This is a genomic window from Streptomyces sp. NPDC089799 (genome assembly GCF_040684755.1).
Classification (GTDB): Bacteria; Actinomycetota; Actinomycetes; order Streptomycetales; family Streptomycetaceae; genus Streptomyces.
In genome coordinates, this window is the sequence record NZ_JBFBGR010000015.1 from 98,725 (window position 1) to 118,273 (window position 19,549).

Below are 19,549 nucleotides of genomic sequence, written 5' to 3' on the forward strand. Positions count from 1 at the left end.
CCTGTGCGTGCGTCAGTTGCCGGTAGTCAGGTCGTGATGGGTGAGGTCACCAAGGCGTACGGGGGGCGGGTCGTGCTGGATCGGGTCAGTTGGTCCGTGCGGTTCGGGGAGCGGGTCGGGGTGGTCGGGGGCAACGGGGCCGGGAAGTCCACGCTGTTGAGGCTGCTGGCGGGGCTGGAGCGGGCCGATGGAGGGGAGGTGTCGGTGCGGGCGCCCGGCGGGGTCGGCTACCTCGCGCAGACGATCGGGCTGCCCGGCGGTGCGCGGGTCGGGGACGCGGTCGATCGTGCGCTGGCCGGGGTGCGGGAGCTGGAGCGGCGGATCCGGGCCGCCGAGGACGGGTTGCATCTGGCCCGGCCGGACGAGGTCGACGCGTACGAGCGGCTGGTCGCCGAGTACGAGGTGCGGGGCGGGCGGGATGCCGACCGGCGGGTGGACGTCTTCCTGCGGCGGCTCGGCGAGCGGGAGGCACTGGAGCGGGGGCGGGCGCTCGGGACGCTGTCCGGCGGGCAGCGGTCGAGGCTGGCGCTTGCGGCCGCGCTCGCCGCCGAGCCGGAGCTGCTGCTCCTCGACGAGCCCACCAACGACCTGGACGACGAGGCCGTCGGGTGGCTGGAGGAGCATCTGGTGGGGCGCACCGGCACGCTCGTCGCCGTCACCCACGACCGGATGTTCCTGGACCGGGTCACGACCGCGGTCCTGGAGGTGGACCAGGACCGGCGGACCGTGCGCCGGCACGGCAACGGGTATGCGGGGTACCTGGCCGCCCGGGCCGCCGCCCGGGCCCGTTGGGAGCGGGAGTACGAGGAGTGGGGCGAGGAGGTCCGGCGCGTACGGCGGCTCGCCGAGAGCAATACCGTGCGGCTGGCGGAGATCCCGCGGAAGGCGCCGGCCGCTTTCAGCGGTGCCGGGGCCTTCCGGGCCCGCTCGCGGTCGCACGGGGCGATGAGCAGGATCCGTGACGCGAAGGAGCGGATGCGGCGGCTCACCGAGGATCCGGTGCCCGCGCCGCCGGAGCCGTTGCGGTTCACCGGGCGGTTCGGGGCGGCCGGCGGGGCCTCCTCCGGTGCGGTGGAGGTCGACGGGCTCGCCGTGCCCGGGCGGCTGGCGCCCGTTTCGTTCCGACTGGCGGCGGGTGAGCGGTTGCTGGTCACCGGGCCCAACGGGGCGGGGAAATCCACCCTGTTGCAGGTGCTGGCCGGGCTGGTGCCGGTCGGGCAGGGGCGGGTACGGGCTCCGGGGCGGGTCGGGCTGCTCCGGCAGGACGACCCCTGGGCGGGTGAAGGCCGGTCGGTGGAAGGGCTGTTCGGGGAGGAGGTGGGTCAAGCAGTGGTGGGCATGGGACTGCTGGCCCCGGTGGACCTGGGCAAGCCCGTTCGGGAGCTGTCCGCGGGACAGCGGCGCAAGCTGGAGCTGGGGAGGGTGGTCGCCGGGGGCCCGTACGACCTGCTGCTGCTCGACGAGCCCACCAATCACCTGGCGCCGGGCGTGGTGGAGGACCTGGATGCGGCGCTGGCCCCGTACGCCGGCACGCTGATCGTCGTCAGCCACGACCGGAAGGTCCGGTCCGGGTTCACGGGGTGGCGGCTGGAACTGGCCGGTGCCGGCGACCGTGAGCCGGTCGGGGACCGTGTGCCGACCGGGGACCGTGAGCCGTTCGGGGACCGTGAGTCGGTCGGGGCTTGCTGACCAGGCCGGGGCGTGCCCGCCGGGTGCGCATGCGGCCCCGGAGCCGGGGAACGGAAGCGGGGACGGACCCACGGGGCGGTGGGGCGGCACCGGTCCGTCCCGGTGGTTCGCACGAGGGCGGGGAAGGGGTTACGGGGCTTTTCGACGCTTGTTTCGGGGGGAAGTGCGGTGCCTAGGATTTTGGGGAAGGCTGCTCGGTGCCGTTGACCTGGCACTTCGCGGCGCGGGTGGTTCGGACGAGGAGGTACCGGGGCATGCGGGAGCTGGTGGAGACGGCACGGCGGTGGATCTCCGAGGGGCGGTCGGCGTTTCTGGCGCGCCCGGTGACCGAGCAGGGGTTCGGTCCGCGGGATCCCTCCGGGGCGCTGCTCATCGACACGCGCGGTGAGTGCGCGGGATCCCTGTACCGGGGCGTGTTCGACGCCGAGCTGGCCGCCGAGGCGGCCGCCGTGCCGGCCGGGGTCACCGCGCGGGTGTGCGAGGTGTCCGTGCGCCGGGGCGAGGCCGAGGAGGCCGGGCTGACCTGCGGCGGCGGCGCCGAGGTGCTGCTGCAGCCGCTGGCCGGCGTACCGGCCGAGTGGTGGGATCTGCTCGCGGACGGCGCCGGGGTGGCACTGGTGACCCGGCTGAACGAGGCGGCCGACCGGGCCGAGAGCACGGTCGTACGGGCGGTGGACGCGCCCGCGACCGACGCCGAGCGGCGCGCGGCGGAGCTGCTGGCCACCCGGCGGGCGGGCCGGGACGCGCTCTACGGCGAGGCCGGGCTGCTGCTCGTCGAGGCGTTCCCCTCGGCCCCGCACGTGGTGATCTGCGGTGGCGGCGAGCTCGCCAAGCTGATCGCACGGCAGGCCCGGCTGCTGGAGTGGGAGGCGGTGGAGGTCGCCGACGCCGCCGAGGGCGAGAAGGTGCTGGCCGCGCACCGGGACGCGGCGTGCCTGGTGGTGCTGACCCACGACGACACGTTCGACGTGCCGGTGTTGCGCCACGCGCTCGCGGAGCGCATCCCGTACGTGGGTGCCCTCGGCTCGCGGAGGACCCAGGCGCGCAGGACCGAGGCGCTGCTCGCGGCCGGGGTGGCCGAGGCCGACCTGGCCCGGGTGCACGGGCCGATCGGCCTGGACCTGGGCGCCCGCACTCCCGCGGAGACGGCGCTGGCCGTATGCGCGGAGATCCTCGGCGTACTGGGCGGCCGCGGGGGCGGGGCCATGCGGGACATGAAGGGCCCGATCTCCAGCTGATGCGAAGGGCGCTGCCGGGCGCCGCCGCCGTCGGTCGTCAGGGTCGGCGGGCCGGCGCCGGGCAGCGGGCCGGCGCCAGGCAGCGGGCCGGCGGGCTGCCGGACCTGACGGTCGGCGCCCGGCGGTGGGCCGGCAGCGGGGGCCGGCAGCCGTCGGACCGGACGGTCGGCGCCCGACCGCCCGCGCCCGGCGCCCGGCGCCCGTCGCCCGAATCAGCTGCTGCCCAGGGCCTTCTTCAGCTCCGCCTTGTTCATGTCCGAGCGGCCGTGGATGTTGCGGCGCTGCGCCTCGGCGTAGAGCTGGTCGTACGTCGGGCCCTGTGCGCCCTCGTGTGAGCGCAGGCCGCCGCGGCGGGAGGAGGACATGTCCTCCAGCGACTGCCTGCTCGCCGTCTTCGACTCGCCGGCGCGGGCGCGTTCCTTGTTCACCGTGCGGGCCGCGATCTCCTCCGCCCGGTCCGTGGACTCGCCGCGCTCCAGGGCGCTCTCCTTGATGTGTTCGTACTGGCGTTCCCGCTTGGGGGACGATCCGCGGGGCATGGCGCACTCCTGCCTTTCGCCGTTCGATTGCGCACTCGTGCTGTGCGCCGCGCCTACCCCGGACGGACCGGGGAATTCGCACCCTTTCGTACGCATGGGCCGGTTTCCGGCGGGTACACGGGGGCTATGGACAGCACTACAGGCAACGCCGCGTGGTTCCTGGTCGTCGGCATAGCCGTGGCCGGGTTCCTCGTGCTCATGTTCTGGCTGGGCAGGCGTGTCCGGGACCGTGAGCCCGAGCCGCCGACTGCTGAGAGCCAGCCGCACCTGCCCGAGGGCGGTGCGGTCTACGAGGTCCGCGAGGAACGGGACCAGGTCGAGATCCCCACGGGCGGCCTCCGCCCGCACGAGATGCAGGGCTACGGAAACTTCGGGTCCACCACGTCCACCCACCCGGACGAGGCCCGGAAGGAACGGCAGCCGGAGTACACCGGCCTGCACCGCCGCTGGCCGGAGCACAAGCCGCGGTCCGGGGGCGGCGGCGGAACGGTGAAGCCGGCGTAGACCCCCACCCCTGACACCTCCACCCCTGACAGCAGACCGATCCCCCGAGGACCAGGAGGGCCCGCGTGCGGCGGCCACGCCGCGCGCGGGCCCCCGCACGTCCGCGCACGCCCACCGATGCCCACCCCCTCACAGCTCCTCCCGGAGCCGCAGCACCTCCGGCGGCGGATGCCGCTTGGCCGCTGCCCGGACCTCCACCGCCAGCGGCGGGTCGAGCACCCGGAACGGCACCTCCCCCAGTCCGATCGCGGTGACCGTGCCGCCCGGCCGCGCCCCCGCCCCCCGCTCCCGCAGCGCCGCCGCCACCTCCGCCCGCACCGCCGGCGACAGCGGGCTCGACACCATCGGCGCCTCGTCGTCCTCGCCCGGCAGTACGAGGACCAGCGCGGCCGGGCGCCGCACGGTCCCGGTGTAACCGATCACCGCCGCGTCACGGGTGTCGGTGTGCCGGAGCTTCCGCCAGGCGCGCCTGCCCGCCGGGTAGGGCTGGTCCAGGCGCTTGATGACCAGCCCCTCGATGCCGCTGTCGGGCAGGGTTTCGTACCAGGTGGCCGCCAGTTCCGGATCCGTCGTCATCGGCACCGGCTGGAGCGGCGGCCCCAGCGGCAGCAGCAGGTCGACCAGCAGCGCCCGGCGCCGCTCGTAGGGCCGGGCCCGTACGTCCAGGCCGGCGAGGGTGAGCACGTCGAAGGCCGCGTACGAGGCCGGGAGGCTCTGCGCGAGCAGCGCGGCCCACGCCGGGGTGGCGGCGGCCCGGCGCTGCACCAGCGCGAAGTCGGTGCGTCCGGCGTGCCAGACCACGACCTCGCCGTCGAGCACCGTCTCGGGCGGCAACTGCCGCGCCGCGCCCGCCAGGTCGGGGAACGCACTGGTGACGATGCGCCCGGACCGCGCCTGGAGGACGACGTCCGTCGCGGTCCGGGAGATCACCATCCGATGGCCGTCGAACTTGGGTTCGTACGCCAGGCCGGGCCCGTGCGGCAAGGTCCGTACGGGGGCGGCCAGCGCGACCCGGATCATGACGGCTCACCGCCCCGGCCGAGGTGGCACGGGCAGCGGCCGGGCAAGGCCGGGATCGACGAGCGCGGCGTACAGATCGCCGTCACGGGCCAGCCGCGGCGCGATGTCGTCAGCGAGGAACACCAGGTCGCCGGGCGCGCGGCACCCCGCCACCTCGTCCCACGACACCGGTGCCGAGACCGCCGGCAGGGCCCGGGCGCGCAGGGTGTAGGGCGCGGCGGTGGTCTTGGCGGCGGCGTTCTGGCTGTGGTCGACGAAGACCTTGCCCGGGCGCAGGGACTTGGCCATGCGGTGGACGACCAGGTCGGGCAGCTCGGCCTCCGCTTCCTGCGCCAGACGTTTGGCGTACGCCGAAACCACCTCGGACGGGGTCGGCTCCAGCGGTGCGGCCAGGTGCAGCCCCTTCGAACCGGAGGTCTTCGCGCACACCGTCAGACCGTCCGCCCGCAGCCGGTCGCGCAGCCACAGGGCGGCGGCGCAGCACTCCACCACCGTCGCGGGCGCACCGGGGTCGAGGTCGAGCACCAGGCGGTCGGCGACGGCCGGGCTGCCCACGGGCCACTGGTGGACGTGGAACTCGACCACCAGGTTCGCCGCCCACACCAGGGTGGGCAGGTCGGCGATCACCACCTGTTCGGCCCGCTCGTCCTCGGAGCGCGGCACCGGAGCGGTCTTCACCCATGCGGGCGTGCCGGGCGGCGGGTTCTTGGTGAAGAACAACTGGCCGTCCGGCCCGTCGGGATAGCGCAGGAAGGAGACCGCCCGGTCGTGGACGTGGGCGAGCAGGGGGTCCGCGACCGTGGCGTAGTAGTGGAGCACCTCGCCCTTGGTGTAGCCGGTCTCCGGATAGATGACCTTGTCGAGATTGCTGAGCGCGAGGCGACGCCCCTCCACCGATGTGATCGGCGTCATACGATGAGATTGCCATGAAAGAGGAGGAACCGTGCGATCCATCTGGAACGGTGCGATCTCCTTCGGCCTGGTCAGCATCCCGATCAAGCTGGTGAACGCCACCGAGAACCACTCCATCTCCTTCCGCCAGATCCACCTGGAGGACGGCGGCCGGATCCGCTACCGCAAGGTCTGCGAACTCGACGGCGAGGAGGTCGAGACGGCGGAGATCGGCAAGGGCTACGAGGAGGCCGACGGAGCGATCATCCCGGTGACCGACGAGGACCTGGCGCAGCTGCCGCTGCCGACCGCGAAGACGATCGAGATCGTCTCCTTCGTCCCGGCCACGGAGATCGACCCCCTCCAGATGGACGCGGCGTACTACCTGGCGGCGAACGGCGTGTCGGCCGCCAAGCCCTACACCCTGCTGCGCGAGGCCCTCAAGCGCAGCGAACGCGTGGCCATCGCGAAGTTCGCGCTGCGGGGTCGGGAGCGGCTCGGCATGCTGCGCGTCATCGATGACGTCATCGCGATGCACGGCCTCCTCTGGCCGGACGAGATCCGCGCCCCGGAGGGCGTGGCGCCGGACACGAAGGTGACGGTGCGCGACGCCGAACTCGACCTGGCGGACGCGCTGATGGCCACACTGGGCGAGGTCGAGGTCGCGTCGCTGCACGACGAGTACCGCGAGGCGGTGGAGGCGATGCTCGCGGCGAAGTCGGGCGAGGCGATCGAACGCGAGCTGCCGGAGGAGGGCGCGGAGGCTGCGCCCGGCCAGGTCATCGACCTGATGGCCGCACTGGAGAAGAGCGTACGGGCGGCCAAGGCGTCGCGCGGCGAGGACGCGGGGGGCTCCGGGGGCGCGGGTGGCGCCGGGGGCACCGGTGACCGGGAGGCGGAGGTCACGCCACTGGCCCGCAAGCGGTCCCCTGCGGGGGGCGGGCGGGCCGGTGCGGGCGCGGGTGCCAAGGCGTCCGGCGCAGCCTCCGCCCGCAAGCGGGCTCCGGCTGCGCCGAAGGCGGTGGGCGGGAAGAAGTCGACGACGACGAAGTCGAAGTCGTCCGCGGGGGCGGCGGGGGCCGCTGGGGCCTCTGGGGCGAGTACGAAGAAGTCGACGAGCAAGACGAGTACGTCGCGTGCGGCGAGCTCGGCGAGCGCGGCGAAGTCGACAAGGTCGACAAAGTCTGCGGCAGCGGCCAAGAAGGCGACACCGCGCAAGCGGACGTCTGCCTGAGGGCACTCGCCTCCTTGGGGGGGTGGGGGGTGGGGGGTGGCTGAGCGCCGTTGGCGGCTGGCGCGCCGTGCGTTTTTCCGCGCTTCGCGCGGGGGGCCACCCGCACCACCCGTACAAGGCATCACGGATGCCGAGCCGCCTGTGGGTGGTTGCGCGCCATCGGCGGCAGACCGACCGCCGGCCCTGGCCCGGGCCCAAGCCCGGGGCGGGCGTGGCACCAACCGAACTCCCGTCGGGACGGGACCGGTCGGCGGGTGGGGGTGTTGGTGTGCCGGGGCTCCGCCTGGACGGAATCAGGGAGGTGCCCGGGGGCTGCCCGTCAGTCCTCACTGTCCTTCCGTGCCGGCCGCCGGCGTCGTCCGGCTCGGTGGCGCGGTGCCGGGGGGCGAGTGGGTAACCCCCGACCGGGCCCGGCAGGGCTCGGGGGGTGGAGCGGGCCACGGCAGGAAGGCCGTATCCCGCCCCCCAACCGTCCGGTCAGACGTCCGTCCAGGTCTGGCGGTCGCGGGCCGTTGCGTACAGGGCTTCTATGTCGGTCGGTTTCAGGACGCCGCCCTGTCTCGACAGGGCGGCCGAGGTGGTGCCCTCGCGCAGGACGCGGACGTCACGGAGCGTGGGGGCCACGTCCACTCGGGCAGCGTCCACGACCGCCACGGCCGGGGTGACGGCCACCGTCAGGGCGTGGCACGCCCGTTCGGCAGCGCGGCGGGCCCAGCGCGGGTCCGGGCGCGGCTCTGCGCGCCCCACGGTGACCAGCAGGTCCCCCACGTTCGCGCGCTGGCGCCGGCCCGGCACCGTACGGACGCACCAGACACCGGCCGGTCCGATCAGCAGGTGGTCGATGCGCCCGGCACCCGGCAGCGGTACGGCGTGCAGCACCCGCCAGCCCGCGCCCTCGAGCTCGTCGAGTTCCGCCCCCATCCGCTGCTGTGCGACGAGGTCCTGGCGCAGCCGGTGCCGGGCCCGGGTGCCGGTGGCGCCGGCTCCGCCGTATTCCAGTTCACCGAGGAGCGCCTCGCCCGGCCGGTTGGGGGCCAGGTCGTCGTCCGGGTGGAGGGCCAGGCGTACGAGATCGGCCCTGGACGGCACCGGTGGCGGGCCGACCGCGACGCTGCCGGTCAGGTAGGGGCGCAGGGCCCCCAGTACTTCCTCGGTCCGGTCCTCCGAGAGCACGCAGACCCGGCTCGTCTCCCGGTCGTACCAGGCCACGCTGCGCCCGTCGGGCGTGTTGACGTAGAGCCGTCCGCGCGCGTGCTGGCCGCCCGGCAGGACCCTCAGCCCCTTGCCCCGACCCAACGGTGTCGCTGCCTTCGCCTTCGCCATCGGCGTCACCCCCGCCGTCCATGGGAGCAGGCCGGAGGGCGCTCGGCAATCCCCCGGACGGGCTCCCGGGAGTCGGTTTCGGCGGCCTTCGGGGCGGACCGGGGACGTTTCCCGGCAGTTGTGTAACCGCTTCGCGGAGACAGTGCCGAGCGGTTGTTACACAACCGCGGCGGAGCCGGTACGACCGCCGCCTAGGTTCTTCGTGGGGGCTTCGCACCCCCGCACGTTCCCCTTGCGGGGCCGGCCTCTGGCTCCTTGCCGCCCGTACCGACACCCGAAACCCGAGACACGAGCCCCGAGCCCCGAGCCCCGAGGAAGCAACCGTGAACACCGTCCGCCGCACCCTCGTCCGCGCCGCCGCCGTTGCCGCATGCGCCGGGAGTGTCCTGGCGCTGCCGGTTGCCGCGGCCCTCGCCGACACCGCGCCCGCCGCCGCGCTGCCGCAGACCCTCGTGAAGAGTCCGGTCGCCGACGAGGCGACCGATGCCGCCGTTGCCGCCGATGCGGCCGACGCGGCCGACGCGGCCCGCGTCACCCCGTCCGGGTCCGGGCGGATCGAGGGCGGTCGGAAGACCGCCACCCGGCCCGGGGTGCCCCGCCCCGGGCCGGCCGAGACGCTGCGGCTGAACACTCTGGCGGACGATGCGGGTGACGGCGTGCTGCTGGTCGCGGCGGGCGGCGGCATGGCCGCCGTGGGTGCGGCCGGGCTGGGCTTCGCGATGCTGCGGCGCGGACGGACCGACGGCTGAGACCACGGCCGGGCCGATGGCCGGGTCGATGGCCGGATGCGTGGCTGGATGGGTGGCTGGATGGGTGGCTGGATGGGTGGCTGGTACGGCAGCTCGTAAGGCAGCCCGTACGACAGCTCGCGCGACAGCCGGGGAGCAAATCACACCTATCGGCACATAAAGTGGGGCGGAGACAGCGTCCCCTCCGAGGAGGGCGGGACGGGAGCACCTACGAGGAGGACTGGAGGACGGAGGTCCGTGAAGCCGCCCCGTACGAGCCGTGTCCGCTTCGCCCTGCCCTTGTCCTTTTCTCTCCTCCCGCTGCCCCGCCTCTTCCGTCCGCTTCCCCTTCCCCTTCCCCGCTCGATCGGTCTGCTCGGCCTGCTCGGTGCGGCCGGTCTGTTCGCCTTGACCGGTTGTGGTGCCGACACCGGCGGGCTGGCCGGAGCGGGGCCGACGCCCACTGCGAGCGGGCCGGTCCACTTGTGGCCCCACCGCCAGGGGGCGTCCGTACCGCCCGCGGCGCCGGGCGGGGAGCCGCCCCAGTACGTGACCGGCCTGCCGCCCGTCGCCGACCAGAACGTGCACGGCGTGGACCCGGTGGCGCTGGTCAAGGCCGAGCTCAAGGCGCACGGCGACCAGGTCGTCGGCCCGGACGGCATGCCCGCCGAGACCGCCGACGCGATCCGCGCCTGTGAGCCGGGCCAGGCCGGCGAGAGCAGGGGGGCGGGCCGGGACGCCCCCGGGTGCCCCGTCCTCACGCCGTACTACCGGGACCTCACCGACAACGGCAAGGACGAGCTGATCGTGGGGATCGAGTTCCCCGGCCCGGAACACGAGCTCGCCGTACGGGTCTACACCGCCGACCCCGACGGGCGGCTCAACCGGATCATGGCCACCACCGAGCCGGCCATCAGCGTGGAGCTGACCGAGCGGGACATCATCGTCCGCTCGCCGAGCGGAAATCCCGGCTACGAGCTCGCCACGGCGTGGTCGTACGACGCGAACCAGCGGGCGATGCTGCCGACGCGGGAGCAGGTCACCCGGGTGTCCCCCACGCCGGCGTCGGGAGCACGGGCCACCGTCCCCGCCCCGGCTGCCTCCGGCCCGGTCACCTCCGCCCCCGTCGCCCCCGCCCCAGCCGCATCATGAGGCCCCGTCTCCCCGCCTGGACCGCGACGCTGACCTTCAAGACGGCGTGCTTCATCGTGGTCATGTGCTGCGCGCTCGCCGCCGTGCTCGGCGCGCTCGTGCACGTGGAGGTCACCCGGCAGACCGTCGAGACCGCCCGCGAGAAGGCCCTCGGGCGGCTCGCCGAGGCATCGCTGCTCTACGAGGAGGGCGAGGCCCTCCCGCCCGACTCCGGCATCGACCCGCCCGGGCTGCCGCCCTCCCTCCGCGCGCTCGCGCTGTCGGGACAGCGCGGCACGATGGTCGGCGACCACGGCGGCCGTGCCGCGATGTGGGCGGCGGCGCCCGCCGACGGAAAAGCGCTGGCCACGGCCGTGGACTACACCCAGAGCGCGAGCACGATCAGCGGCCTGGACAACGCGATCATCGGGTCGTCCGTCCTGGCGATCGGCGGGACACTGCTCCTCGGGGCGTTCGCGGTCACCCGGGTCACGCGGCGGCTCCACATGACCGCCGCCGTCGCGCGCCGGATCACCCAGGGCGACCTGGACGCCCGTGTCGGGGACCCCCGTACGAAGGGTCCGGCGCGGCGGCAGGACGAGGTGGCGACCGTTGCCGGAGCACTCGACACCATGGCCTCGACACTGCAGGCGAAGCTGGTACGGGAGCAGCGGTTCACGGCGGACGTGGCGCACGAGCTGCGCACCCCGCTGACCGGCCTGCAGGCCGCCTCCGAGCTGCTGCCCGAGGGCCGGCCCACGCAGATGGTGCAGGAACGGGTACGGACCATGCGGCAGCTCACCGAGGACCTGCTGGAGATCTCCCGGCTGGACGCGGGCAGCGAGCGCGTGGAAGCGGAGCTGCAACGGCTGGGGCGGCTGGCGGAACGGGTGGTGCGGGCCTCCGGGACGGCCACGGAGGTCGTGGTCGTGCGGGACGTGTACGTGGAGACGGACCGGCGGCGGCTGGAGCGGGTGCTGGGCAATCTGGTGGCGAACGCGCACAAGCACGGGGCGGGGCCGGTGGTGCTGACCGTGGACGTGTCGGAGGGCGGGCAGCCGGTGGTGACCGTGCGGGACCACGGGGCGGGGTATCCGGAGTACCTGGTGAGGGAGGGTCCGCAGAGGTTTCGCACGGAGCCGAGGGCCGGCGCTGCCGGCGGGGCGGGTGGAGCGGGCGGGGTCGGCGCTGCCGGCGGGGCCGGCGGTGTCGGCGGCACGGGTGCCGGGACCGGGACGGGGCTGGGGCTGACGATCGCCGTGGGGCAGGCGGCGGTGCTGGGGGCGCGGCTCGTGTTCCGCAATGCGGAGGGGGGCGGGGCGGTGGCGGAGCTGACGCTGCCGGTTCCTGCGGAGCCGGTGGGGCCGGAGGGACCGGCGGAGTCGGCCGGCTCGGGGCGGGCCGAGACCGGGCGCGGGCCCGGCGGGCCGGGGTAGCGGCGGGGCCGGCTTGGCTTTTCGCCCAGGGCCCTTGGTGTGCCGGGCCCTGGCACCCCGGCCGGCCCGGCGGGACCGCGCGGGTGACCCGCACGGGGCACGCCGCGCCGGGCGGGCGGGGCGCTGCCCCGCGCCTCAAACGCCGGCGGGGCCGGAAGTGCAGCCGAAGCCGGCCTCTAGGGGTTCGGTTTCGTCCAGGGCCAGCGGAGCTTCGGTTTGGTGCCCGTCGGGTCGTATGCGTACTTCCAGCCCTGCTGGAGGTGCAGGCGCTTCGAGTAGCCGGCCGGGACCCGTTTGTAGAGGAGTACGGTCGGGGGGCCGCCTGCCGGGTCCGGGACCGGGATCTCGTACCACTTCGGCGGGTGGCCGGTGGGGCCGAGGATGATCGGCAGGACCCGGCCGTCCATCGGGCCGCCCTCGAAGCGGGTGCGTTCGCTCTTCACCCGACCAGTTTCACAGCCTTCCGGTCACAGCAGGTGCGCCGCCTCCGCGAGCACCGGGATCACGCGTCGGGCCAGGACGCCCGCCGGGCCGTCGGGCGACTCCAGGGCCAGCGCCGCGCGAGCCGCCGCCGCCGTCTGGGGGTCCGTCGCGGCGGTCGCCGTGAGGAGGGCGATGAACTGGTCGACCAGCCAGTCGCGGAGCTCCTCGACCCCCGGCTGCTTGCCCTCGTCGATCCAGATCAGCGAGGCCGCCTCGACCGCCGTGATCCACGTGCGCACCATCATCCTCAGCCGCGGTCCGGGGTCGGGCACGGCCATGTGCACGAGGATCTGCCGGGCCGCGGCCCGCCGGATCCCGTCCACGGTCGCCGTGGTCCGGGAGGTCTCCACCACGCTGCCGCCCTTGAGCAGGGCGCTGAAGCCGGTGTCGTGTTCGTCGACGAAGGCCAGGTAGCGGTCGAGGGCCCGGGACAGCCGCCGGGTCAGCGGGCCGGCCTGGGGTTCGGCGAAGCAGAGGTCCAGTTCCTCCGCCGCCGAGCGGAGGGCGGCCTCGTACAACTGCTGTTTGCCGCCGGGGAAGTAGCGGTAGACCAGCGGCCGGGAGACGCCCGCCGCCTCCGCCACGCCGTCCAGGGAGACGTCCTCCGGCGCGTGCTGCGCGAAGAGGGAGAGCGCCGTGGTGAGCAGCTGCCGCCGGCGCTCCTCGACGCTGAGGCGGCGGTACGCGCGCGGCGCCGCCGGGGCGACAGCCGGGGCCGAAGCCGACGCCGAAGCCGAAGCCGACGCCGACGCCGACGCCGACGCCGACGCCGACGCCGACGCCGACGAGGAAGACTCGGCCGCCTGTGCCTGCGCCGGAACCGGAGCCGTGGCCGGAGCCGTGGCCACCGGGGCGGCCTTGGAGGTGGGCGTCATGCCCGCAGCGTAACGCCCCCGGGACGGCCTGGCGGGTGGGAAGGAAGGCTTCCCACCTCATCCTTTCGCCCGGGTTCAGGCCAGCAGGCCCGAGCTCTTCCACAGCCTGCGGCCCACGCCCCGCAGGACGCCGATGTCGTCCAGGAAGTCGGTGAGGCGCTTCGCGCCCGTCTGCATCACCTCGCGGCGGTGCCCGCTCGCCCTGACCTGGGCGACGGCCTCGCGCCGGTCCAGGCCCACGTTGTCGTACACCGCCGGGTTCACGAAGGCGAGGGAGAAGACCCGGGCGGCCTCGCCGCAGCTGATGCGGGTGAGTTCCTGCTCCCAGCGCGGCGCGGTGACCATCTGGCGGCGCAGTTCCTCGCGCGCGTACCGGACGTGCCGGGCCTCCTCGATGACGTGGATCCGGGTGACCCCGCGGACCAGGGGCTGGATCCGCTCGTCCGGGAAGGTCAGGCGCTGCATCCAGTCGAGGATCTCCTCGCCGAGCAGGGTGCAGGCGAAGGAGCCGGGGGTGGTGGAGATGGTCTTGAGGATGCGGGCCAGGTTGTGGTTGAGGCGGGAGACGGGGTAGGCGGGGGCGCCGCCCTTCTGGATCATGCGGGCGAACATCATCGAGTGCCGGCACTCGTCGGCTATCTCGGTGAGGGCGTACCGGACGTGATTGCTGGTCAGGGACTTGTCGTAGATGTGCCGGACCAGCAGCTGCATGAGGATGATCTCGAACCAGATGCCGAGGGAGGCGAGGGCCGCGGCCTCGTGGCGGGCGAGGTCCATGCGCTGCTCCTCGGACATCCGCTTCCACAGAGGGGTGTCGTAGAGGGAGACGAGCTCCGGTGGCCAGAACCATTTGCCGTCGACGGGCGGTGCGTCCCAGTCGAGTTCGCGGTCCGGGTCGAAGGAGTGCTTGGCCGAGGATTCGAGCAGTCGCTCGGCGACCTGTTCGCGGTCCTTGAGCGCGCCGAGCGCATCCCTCAGGAGGGTGATGTCGGCGGCCGCCGGGCCGAGGTCGGATGCGTGCTCGTCGGCCGTCCGGTGCGCGGTGGTCATGGGTCGACCCCTCGTGTGTGGGAGTGGGCTGGGGGGTTACCGGCGAAGGCGCTGGAGGGCGTTACCGGCGGACACTGTCAACGTCACCCGTTATAAGACTCCCTGTCAGCAAGACCGTCAATCCCTCGCGCACGACTTGTTGACCCCGCGTCTACCAACGTGCTGCACTGCACTCACGAGCAAACGCTCGCGTATGCAACACGTGCACCGCCAACTGTCCCGTTCCGCACGGCTCCCGGAGCCGCCGCGGAGCCGAGGAGGGGGAGGGCCGCCAGTGTCGACGAACGAGCTCTACACCAAGGACCCGGGCGAGGGCGTCTGGCCGGTCCCGGCCACGGGCGCGGCCCGTTTCAGCTGGGAGTACGACGGGGGCCGCGAACGCCTCCTGGCCCTCTACCAGAAGGGCAAGGACAAGCAGTGGGACGGCGTCAGGCGCATCGACTGGGACCTGGAGGTCGACCCCTACGACCCGCTCGGCACCCCGGACGAGGCCCTGACCCTGCACGGGACCCGGCACTGGGCGAAGATGACCGACAAGGACAAGGGCGATCTGCGCCGGCACTACACGGCCTGGCAGTTCAGCCAGTTCCTGCACGGCGAACAGGGCGCGATGGTGTGCGCCGCACGGATCGTGGAGTCCGTCCCGGACCTGGACGCGAAGTTCTACTCGGCCACCCAGACCATGGACGAGGCCCGGCACGCCGAGATCTACGCCCGCTTCCTGCACGAGAAGATCGGCATGCTCTACCCGATCAACGACAACCTCCAGGGGCTGCTCGGCGACACCCTGCGCGACTCCCGCTGGGACATGCCCTACCTGGGCATGCAGGTGCTGATCGAGGGGCTGGCGCTGGCCGCGTTCGGGATGATCCGCGACACGACGGACAAGCCGCTGCCCAAGCAGATCCTCGCGTACGTCATGCAGGACGAGGCGCGGCACGTGGCCTTCGGGCGGATGGCGCTGCGCGACTACTACAGGGAGCTGTCGGACGCGGAGCTGCGCGAGCGCGAGGAGTTCGTGATCGAGGGCTGTTACCTGATGCGCGACCGGCTGCGCGGGGTGGAGGTCCTGGAGAACTTCGGCATTCCGCGGCGGGAGGCGGAGGAGCTCACCGAACGCTCGGAGTTCCTCCACCTGTTCCGCAAACTGCTCTTCAGCCGCATCGTGCCGTGCGTGAAGGACATCGGCCTGTGGGGCGAGCGGCTGCAGCGGGCCTACGTCGACATGGGCGTCTTCGACATGGGGGATTCCAACCTCGACCTGCTGATGCGCCAGGACGAGGAACTGGCCGAGGCCCTGGACCGGGAACGCTTCGCCGCGGAGGAAGCGGCCCGGGTGGCCGAGGTCTCCGCCGCGATCAGGGAGGGCGGAGAGGGGTAGCGGCCCCGGCGGACGGTGGTCGACATCAGCGATCGGCGGTCAGCGGTCAGGGGTCAGCGACCTGTGATCGGCGGCCGGTGGTCGGCGGTCAGCGGTCAGCGGCCGGCTACGGCAACCGGCCCTCACGGCCGATGCCGGCCGGGGGCGGCTCCAGGTCCGGGATCGGGATCGGGGTCGGCGCCGGTCCCGGCCTGCGCCCGGGGGCCGGTGCCGGCGGGCGGGCGGCGGGCAGGGCCGCCTCCATCACCGCGCGGGCGATCGGGGCCGCCGCGCTGTTGCCGCTGATGTCGCGGCGGTCGGCCGCCGCGTCCTCGACGACCACCGCCACCGCGACCTCGGGCACCGCGGACCGGTGCCCCTTCGCCCAGGCGATGAACCACGCGTACGGGGTTCCCGCGTTGCCGACGCCGTGCTGTGCCGTGCCCGTCTTGCCGCCCACCAGCGCGCCCGGGATCGCCGCGTTGCGCCCGGTGCCGTCCTCCACCACGCCCACCATCAGCTGCTGCATCCGCACCGCCGTCGCCGGGCTCATCGCCCGTCCCAGGCTCCGCTGGACGGTCCGCCGGACCTGGTCGCCGTCGGCCTGGGTGGCGGCCTCCAGCAGGTACGGGCTCTTGAGCTCCCCGCCGTTGGCCACGGCCGCCGCGACCATCGCCATCTGCAGCGGTGTCGCCTTGGTGTTGAACTGGCCGATGGCGGACAGCGCCAGCTGGTCCCGGCTCATGTCGGTGTCGAAGTCCGACCGCGAGACCCAGGCCGGGACCCGCAGCCCGCCGTCGTTGAAGCCGAAGCGCCGCGCCGCGTCCACCATCCCGCGCAGTCCGACCCGTACGCCGATCTTCGCCATGACCGTGTTGCAGGACCAGCGCACCGCCTCCGCCATGGACGCGTCCTCGCAGCCCTTCGAGGCGTTCGGCAGCAGGGTGTGCGTGCCCGGCAGCGGGTAGGGGTCCGGGGTGTCGGTCGGCGCGTCCACGTCCGTGACCACGCCCGCGTCCAGCGCCGCCGCGGCCGTCACGATCTTGAAGGTGGAGCCCGGCGGGTACGTCTCCCGCAGGGCGCGGTTGAGCATCGGCCGGGTCGGGTCCCCGTTCAGCCGGGCCCACGCCTCCTTGACCCGCGGGCCGGTGCCGGAGAGCACGCCCGGGTCGTACGAGGGGCTGCTGACCAGGGCCAGGATGCGCCCGGTGGCGGGTTCCAGCGCCACCACCGCGCCCCGCTTGCCCGCCAGGCCGGCGTACGCGGCCCGCTGCATCCGGGCCCTGACGGTGGTGACGGCGTGGCCGCCGTCCGGGCGGCTGCGGGTGAGGTCGTGCCAGAGCGGCAGGAAGGCGAGGCCCGGGTCGGTGCCGGCGAGGATCCGGTCCTCGGCCCGCTCCAGGAGGCTGGTGCCGTAGGTCTGCGAGGAGAAGCCGGTGACCGGCGCGTAGAGCGGGCCGTCGGTGTAGGTCCTTTCCCAGCGCAGCAGTTGGCCGCTGTCGCGGTTGCCGGTGACCGGCCGGCCGTCGACCAGGATGGCGCCGCGCGGCTGGGCGTAACGGGTGATGGCGTTCCGCTTGTTGGCGGGGTTCGCGGACAGGGCGCCGGCGTCGGCCAGCTGCACCCGGGCGGCGTTGACCAGCAGGGCGACGAGCAGCAGGGCACAGAAGTACGCGCACCAGCGGATGTAGCGGATCATGCGGCGGCTCCGTTCCCGCCGGGGCCGTCCCGGTCGCCGGCGGGGCGGGGTCTGCGGGCGCAGTCGCTGAGGCGGACCAGGAGCGCGACGATGATCCAGTTGGTGACCACCGAGGAGCCGCCCTGCGCGAGGAAGGGCATGGCCATGCCGGTGAGCGGGATCAGGCCGGTCACTCCCCCGGCGATCACGAAGACCTGGAGGGCGATGATCGAGGCCAGGCCGGTGGCGAGGAGCCGGCCGAAGGGGTCGCGGAGCGCCAGCCCGGCCTCGAAGCCGCGGGCGACGAGCAGCCCGTAGAGGAGGAGCAGGGCGACGAGACCGGTCAGGCCGAGCTCCTCGCCGACGGTGGCGAGGATGAAGTCGGACTTCGCCGCGAAGCCGATGAGGAAGGACTCGCCCCGGCCGAGTCCGGCGCCGAGGAGTCCGCCCGCACCGAACGCGAACAGGGACTGGGCGAGCTGGCCGGGGCCCTCGCCGCGCTCGATGGAGGCGAACGGGTCGCGCCAGTCCTCGACCCGGCCGTGGACGTGCGGCTCGAAGGTGCCCACGGCGTACGCCCCGAGCGCGGCCAGCGCCAGGCCCACGGCGATCCAGCCGAGCCGGCCGGTGGCCGTGAACAGCATGATCACGAAGAGACCGAAGAAGAGCAGCGAGGTGCCGAGGTCCCGTTCCAGGACCAGCAGGCCGACGCTGAGCAGCCAGATGGCGAGGATCGGGCCGAGGACGCGCATCGGGAGCAGGCGGAACAGCCAGATGCGGCGGCCCGTGAGGGCGAGGGCGGTGCGGTTCGCCGCGAGGTACGCGGCGAAGAAGACGGCGAGCAGGATCTTGGCGAACTCGCCGGGCTGGAAGGAGAGTCCGGCGAACCGGATCCAGATGTGGGCGCCGTTGACGGGCGGGAAGAAGACCGGGACCAGCATCAGCACCAGGGCGGTGGCGACGGCGAGGTAGGTGTAGCGCTGGAGCACCCGGTGGTCCCGGAGCAGGGCCAGGACGAGGACGAAGAGGCCCACCCCGAGCGCGGACCAGAGGAGCTGGTCGCCGGCGTCTCCGGGGCGGGTGGGGGTGGTGAGGTCCAGGCGCTGGATGAGGACGAGGCCGAGGCCGTTGAGCAGGACGGCGATCGGGAGCAGGACCGGGTCGGCGTAGGGGGCGGCGAAACGGACCGCGAGGTGGGCCAGGAGGGCGGCGAGGGCGAGGCCGGCGGCGTAGCGGGAGGCCTGGGGCGGGAGGTGGCCGAGGGTGGCCAAGCCGACGTGGAGGTGGCCGAGGACGGAGATGCCGACGGCACCGGCGAGCAGCGCCAGCTCGACGCCGCGGCGCTTGGCGGGGGGTCCCCCGGGGAGCGGTGGGGGGCCGTCCGGGTCGGCCGGGTCCGCCACCTTTGCCGTCAATGCGGTCATATGGGAAACGTAGCAAGCGGTCTGAGCTTATGTCCGGCTATGTCATAGTGTGCCGAAGAGTCACCGAAACCTTCTGCAACCTTCTGCGTGGTGGTGGTCATGGGGCCTGTTGAGTTCCTTGTGCTCGCGTTTCCCGAGGAGCAGCTCCGGGTGCCCGCGGTGGAGGCGGTGCTGGGGCTGCGCAAGACCGGGAACGTCCGGCTGATCGACGGACTGGTCGCGACGAGGACGGCGTCCGGGGAGGTGCTGGCGGCGGAGTTCGACGAGTTCGTCGAACTGCACGGGCTGCTGGCGGGGCGTGAGGTGGCCCGGCTGATCGGGCCGGAGGACGTACGGGAGGCGGCGGACCTGCTGCAGCGGGGCAGCTGTGCGCTGCTGCTGCTCGTGGAGCACGTGTGGGCCGCGGACGCGGCGGTCGCGGTGCGGGCGGCGGGCGGGCGGATCGCGGGCTCGGTCCGGGTGCCGGTGGAACGGCTGGCCGAGCTGGGGGTGTCCTGATGTTCATCCGGCCCGTGGGTGCGGTGGTGCATCCGGCGGAGCGGGAGCCCGGGCGGCCGTTGCTGCGGGGGCTGCTGGCCCGGGGGGCGTATGTGTGGGACGGCGGGGCGGTGGTGCCTTCGGCGGTCGGTGCGGGGGCTGGGGCGGGGCCTGCGGTGCCACCTCTGGCTTGGGCTGCTGCCGATGCAGAGGCCGAGGCCGAGGTTGAGGCCGCCCCCGCCCCCGCCCCCGCCTCACCGGAGCCTGCCGGAGCGGGCGCGGGCGCGGGCCCTGTGCCCGGTCAGCATGATCTGACCGACCAGCTTCACCGCTTGGCGGAGCTGGCGCGGGAAGGGCTTCTCACTCCGGAGGAGTTCGGCTTGGCGAAGTCGCGCTTGTTGAAGCCGTAGCGGACTCGGAGGTCCGCTGCGCGGCGCCGTTGCCCCTCCCCGCCCTCCCCCGGACTCCG

General features: G+C 73.9%; 18 protein-coding genes. 9 read left to right on the forward strand and 9 right to left on the reverse strand.

Annotation, left to right across the window (positions count from 1 at the left end):
* Positions 1–36: 36 nt before the first annotated feature.
* Positions 37–1,689 (forward strand): ATP-binding cassette domain-containing protein, encoded by a 1,653-nt coding sequence (locus AB0O36_RS18685; RefSeq protein WP_365111249.1) that lies wholly within the window; start codon positions 37–39, stop codon positions 1,687–1,689.
* 254 nt (positions 1,690–1,943) lie between these two features.
* The gene (locus AB0O36_RS18690) at positions 1,944–2,927 is read left to right on the forward strand and encodes an XdhC family protein (protein ID WP_365111251.1); all 984 of its coding nucleotides are present in this window, start codon (positions 1,944–1,946) and stop codon (positions 2,925–2,927) included.
* A gap of 212 nt (positions 2,928–3,139) precedes the next feature.
* Here the strand turns inward: AB0O36_RS18690 and AB0O36_RS18695 are convergent, their stop codons facing one another.
* Complete coding sequence (locus tag AB0O36_RS18695) at positions 3,140–3,466, reverse strand: plasmid stabilization protein (RefSeq protein ID WP_365111254.1); 327 nt, start codon at positions 3,464–3,466, stop codon at positions 3,140–3,142.
* A 126-nt stretch (positions 3,467–3,592) separates the two neighbouring features.
* Here AB0O36_RS18695 and AB0O36_RS18700 point away from each other — a divergent pair, with 126 nt between their 5' ends.
* Positions 3,593–3,970: a DUF6479 family protein gene (locus AB0O36_RS18700; RefSeq protein ID WP_365111256.1), complete on the forward strand. Its 378-nt coding sequence runs from the start codon at positions 3,593–3,595 to the stop codon at positions 3,968–3,970.
* Between the two features lie 129 nt (positions 3,971–4,099).
* Here AB0O36_RS18700 and AB0O36_RS18705 read toward each other — a convergent pair whose 3' ends face one another.
* Together AB0O36_RS18705 and ligD are read right to left on the reverse strand one after the other, a co-directional pair.
* Complete coding sequence (locus tag AB0O36_RS18705) at positions 4,100–4,990, reverse strand: ATP-dependent DNA ligase (RefSeq protein WP_365111259.1); 891 nt, start codon at positions 4,988–4,990, stop codon at positions 4,100–4,102.
* A gap of 6 nt (positions 4,991–4,996) precedes the next feature.
* On the reverse strand, positions 4,997–5,902 hold the full coding sequence (ligD, locus tag AB0O36_RS18710) for a non-homologous end-joining DNA ligase (protein ID WP_365111262.1): 906 nt from the start codon (positions 5,900–5,902) through the stop codon (positions 4,997–4,999).
* Between the two features lie 31 nt (positions 5,903–5,933).
* Between ligD and AB0O36_RS18715 the strand changes: the two genes are divergently transcribed.
* The gene (locus AB0O36_RS18715; RefSeq protein WP_365111265.1) at positions 5,934–7,115 is read left to right on the forward strand and encodes a Ku protein; all 1,182 of its coding nucleotides are present in this window, start codon (positions 5,934–5,936) and stop codon (positions 7,113–7,115) included.
* Between the two features lie 477 nt (positions 7,116–7,592).
* Here AB0O36_RS18715 and AB0O36_RS18720 read toward each other — a convergent pair whose 3' ends face one another.
* Positions 7,593–8,438: a nuclease-related domain-containing protein gene (locus AB0O36_RS18720; RefSeq protein ID WP_365111268.1), complete on the reverse strand. Its 846-nt coding sequence runs from the start codon at positions 8,436–8,438 to the stop codon at positions 7,593–7,595.
* A gap of 323 nt (positions 8,439–8,761) precedes the next feature.
* Here AB0O36_RS18720 and AB0O36_RS18725 point away from each other — a divergent pair, with 323 nt between their 5' ends.
* From AB0O36_RS18725 to AB0O36_RS18735, 3 genes are all read left to right on the forward strand, one after another.
* Positions 8,762–9,187 carry a hypothetical protein gene (locus tag AB0O36_RS18725; RefSeq protein ID WP_365111271.1) on the forward strand — a complete coding sequence of 142 codons (426 nt, stop codon included), beginning with the start codon at positions 8,762–8,764 and terminating at the stop codon, positions 9,185–9,187.
* Positions 9,188–9,466: 279 nt separating this feature from the next.
* Positions 9,467–10,318, forward strand: coding sequence for a hypothetical protein (locus tag AB0O36_RS18730; protein ID WP_365111274.1), 852 nt, complete (start codon positions 9,467–9,469; stop codon positions 10,316–10,318).
* Positions 10,315–11,733 carry a sensor histidine kinase gene (locus AB0O36_RS18735; protein ID WP_365111277.1) on the forward strand — a complete coding sequence of 473 codons (1,419 nt, stop codon included), beginning with the start codon at positions 10,315–10,317 and terminating at the stop codon, positions 11,731–11,733. Before AB0O36_RS18730 ends, AB0O36_RS18735 begins: the two co-directional genes overlap by 4 nt.
* A gap of 176 nt (positions 11,734–11,909) precedes the next feature.
* On the opposite strand, the gene AB0O36_RS18740 is transcribed toward AB0O36_RS18735, so the two are convergent.
* From AB0O36_RS18740 to AB0O36_RS18750, 3 genes are all read right to left on the reverse strand, one after another.
* The gene (locus AB0O36_RS18740; RefSeq protein ID WP_365111279.1) at positions 11,910–12,176 is read right to left on the reverse strand and encodes a hypothetical protein; all 267 of its coding nucleotides are present in this window, start codon (positions 12,174–12,176) and stop codon (positions 11,910–11,912) included.
* A 24-nt stretch (positions 12,177–12,200) separates the two neighbouring features.
* Positions 12,201–13,091 (reverse strand): TetR/AcrR family transcriptional regulator, encoded by an 891-nt coding sequence (locus AB0O36_RS18745; RefSeq protein WP_365111282.1) that lies wholly within the window; start codon positions 13,089–13,091, stop codon positions 12,201–12,203.
* Positions 13,092–13,166: 75 nt separating this feature from the next.
* Positions 13,167–14,141, reverse strand: coding sequence for a diiron oxygenase (locus tag AB0O36_RS18750; protein WP_365111285.1), 975 nt, complete (start codon positions 14,139–14,141; stop codon positions 13,167–13,169).
* 274 nt (positions 14,142–14,415) lie between these two features.
* On the opposite strand from AB0O36_RS18750, the gene AB0O36_RS18755 reads away from it, so the two are divergent.
* Positions 14,416–15,522, forward strand: a complete 1,107-nt coding sequence (locus tag AB0O36_RS18755) for a ferritin-like domain-containing protein (protein ID WP_365111287.1) — start codon at positions 14,416–14,418, stop codon at positions 15,520–15,522.
* A 106-nt stretch (positions 15,523–15,628) separates the two neighbouring features.
* Here AB0O36_RS18755 and AB0O36_RS18760 read toward each other — a convergent pair whose 3' ends face one another.
* Positions 15,629–17,200 carry a penicillin-binding transpeptidase domain-containing protein gene (locus AB0O36_RS18760; RefSeq protein WP_365111290.1) on the reverse strand — a complete coding sequence of 524 codons (1,572 nt, stop codon included), beginning with the start codon at positions 17,198–17,200 and terminating at the stop codon, positions 15,629–15,631.
* Positions 17,197–18,603: an FtsW/RodA/SpoVE family cell cycle protein gene (locus AB0O36_RS18765; protein ID WP_365111292.1), complete on the reverse strand. Its 1,407-nt coding sequence runs from the start codon at positions 18,601–18,603 to the stop codon at positions 17,197–17,199. The genes AB0O36_RS18760 and AB0O36_RS18765 overlap by 4 nt, the downstream gene beginning before the upstream one ends.
* 99 nt (positions 18,604–18,702) lie before the next feature.
* Between AB0O36_RS18765 and AB0O36_RS18770 the strand changes: the two genes are divergently transcribed.
* Positions 18,703–19,101, forward strand: coding sequence for a DUF6325 family protein (locus tag AB0O36_RS18770; RefSeq protein WP_365111295.1), 399 nt, complete (start codon positions 18,703–18,705; stop codon positions 19,099–19,101).
* Positions 19,102–19,549 lie beyond the last annotated feature (448 nt).

Excerpts from the sequence above, each read along its gene's own strand:
- AB0O36_RS18690 (WP_365111251.1), top strand. The coding sequence starts at position 1,944 with ATGCGGGAGCTGGTGGAGACGGCACGGCGGTGGATCTCCGAGGGGCGG.
- AB0O36_RS18760 (WP_365111290.1), bottom strand. The coding sequence starts at position 17,200 with ATGATCCGCTACATCCGCTGGTGCGCGTACTTCTGTGCCCTGCTGCTC.
- AB0O36_RS18770 (WP_365111295.1), top strand. The coding sequence starts at position 18,703 with ATGGGGCCTGTTGAGTTCCTTGTGCTCGCGTTTCCCGAGGAGCAGCTC.
- AB0O36_RS18695 (WP_365111254.1), bottom strand. The coding sequence starts at position 3,466 with ATGCCCCGCGGATCGTCCCCCAAGCGGGAACGCCAGTACGAACACATC.
- AB0O36_RS18705 (WP_365111259.1), bottom strand. The coding sequence starts at position 4,990 with ATGATCCGGGTCGCGCTGGCCGCCCCCGTACGGACCTTGCCGCACGGG.
- AB0O36_RS18700 (WP_365111256.1), top strand. The coding sequence starts at position 3,593 with ATGGACAGCACTACAGGCAACGCCGCGTGGTTCCTGGTCGTCGGCATA.
- ligD (WP_365111262.1), bottom strand. The coding sequence starts at position 5,902 with ATGACGCCGATCACATCGGTGGAGGGGCGTCGCCTCGCGCTCAGCAAT.
- AB0O36_RS18685 (WP_365111249.1), top strand. The coding sequence starts at position 37 with ATGGGTGAGGTCACCAAGGCGTACGGGGGGCGGGTCGTGCTGGATCGG.
- AB0O36_RS18745 (WP_365111282.1), bottom strand. The coding sequence starts at position 13,091 with ATGACGCCCACCTCCAAGGCCGCCCCGGTGGCCACGGCTCCGGCCACG.
- AB0O36_RS18765 (WP_365111292.1), bottom strand. The coding sequence starts at position 18,603 with ATGACCGCATTGACGGCAAAGGTGGCGGACCCGGCCGACCCGGACGGC.
- AB0O36_RS18735 (WP_365111277.1), top strand. The coding sequence starts at position 10,315 with ATGAGGCCCCGTCTCCCCGCCTGGACCGCGACGCTGACCTTCAAGACG.
- AB0O36_RS18720 (WP_365111268.1), bottom strand. The coding sequence starts at position 8,438 with ATGGCGAAGGCGAAGGCAGCGACACCGTTGGGTCGGGGCAAGGGGCTG.
- AB0O36_RS18750 (WP_365111285.1), bottom strand. The coding sequence starts at position 14,141 with ATGACCACCGCGCACCGGACGGCCGACGAGCACGCATCCGACCTCGGC.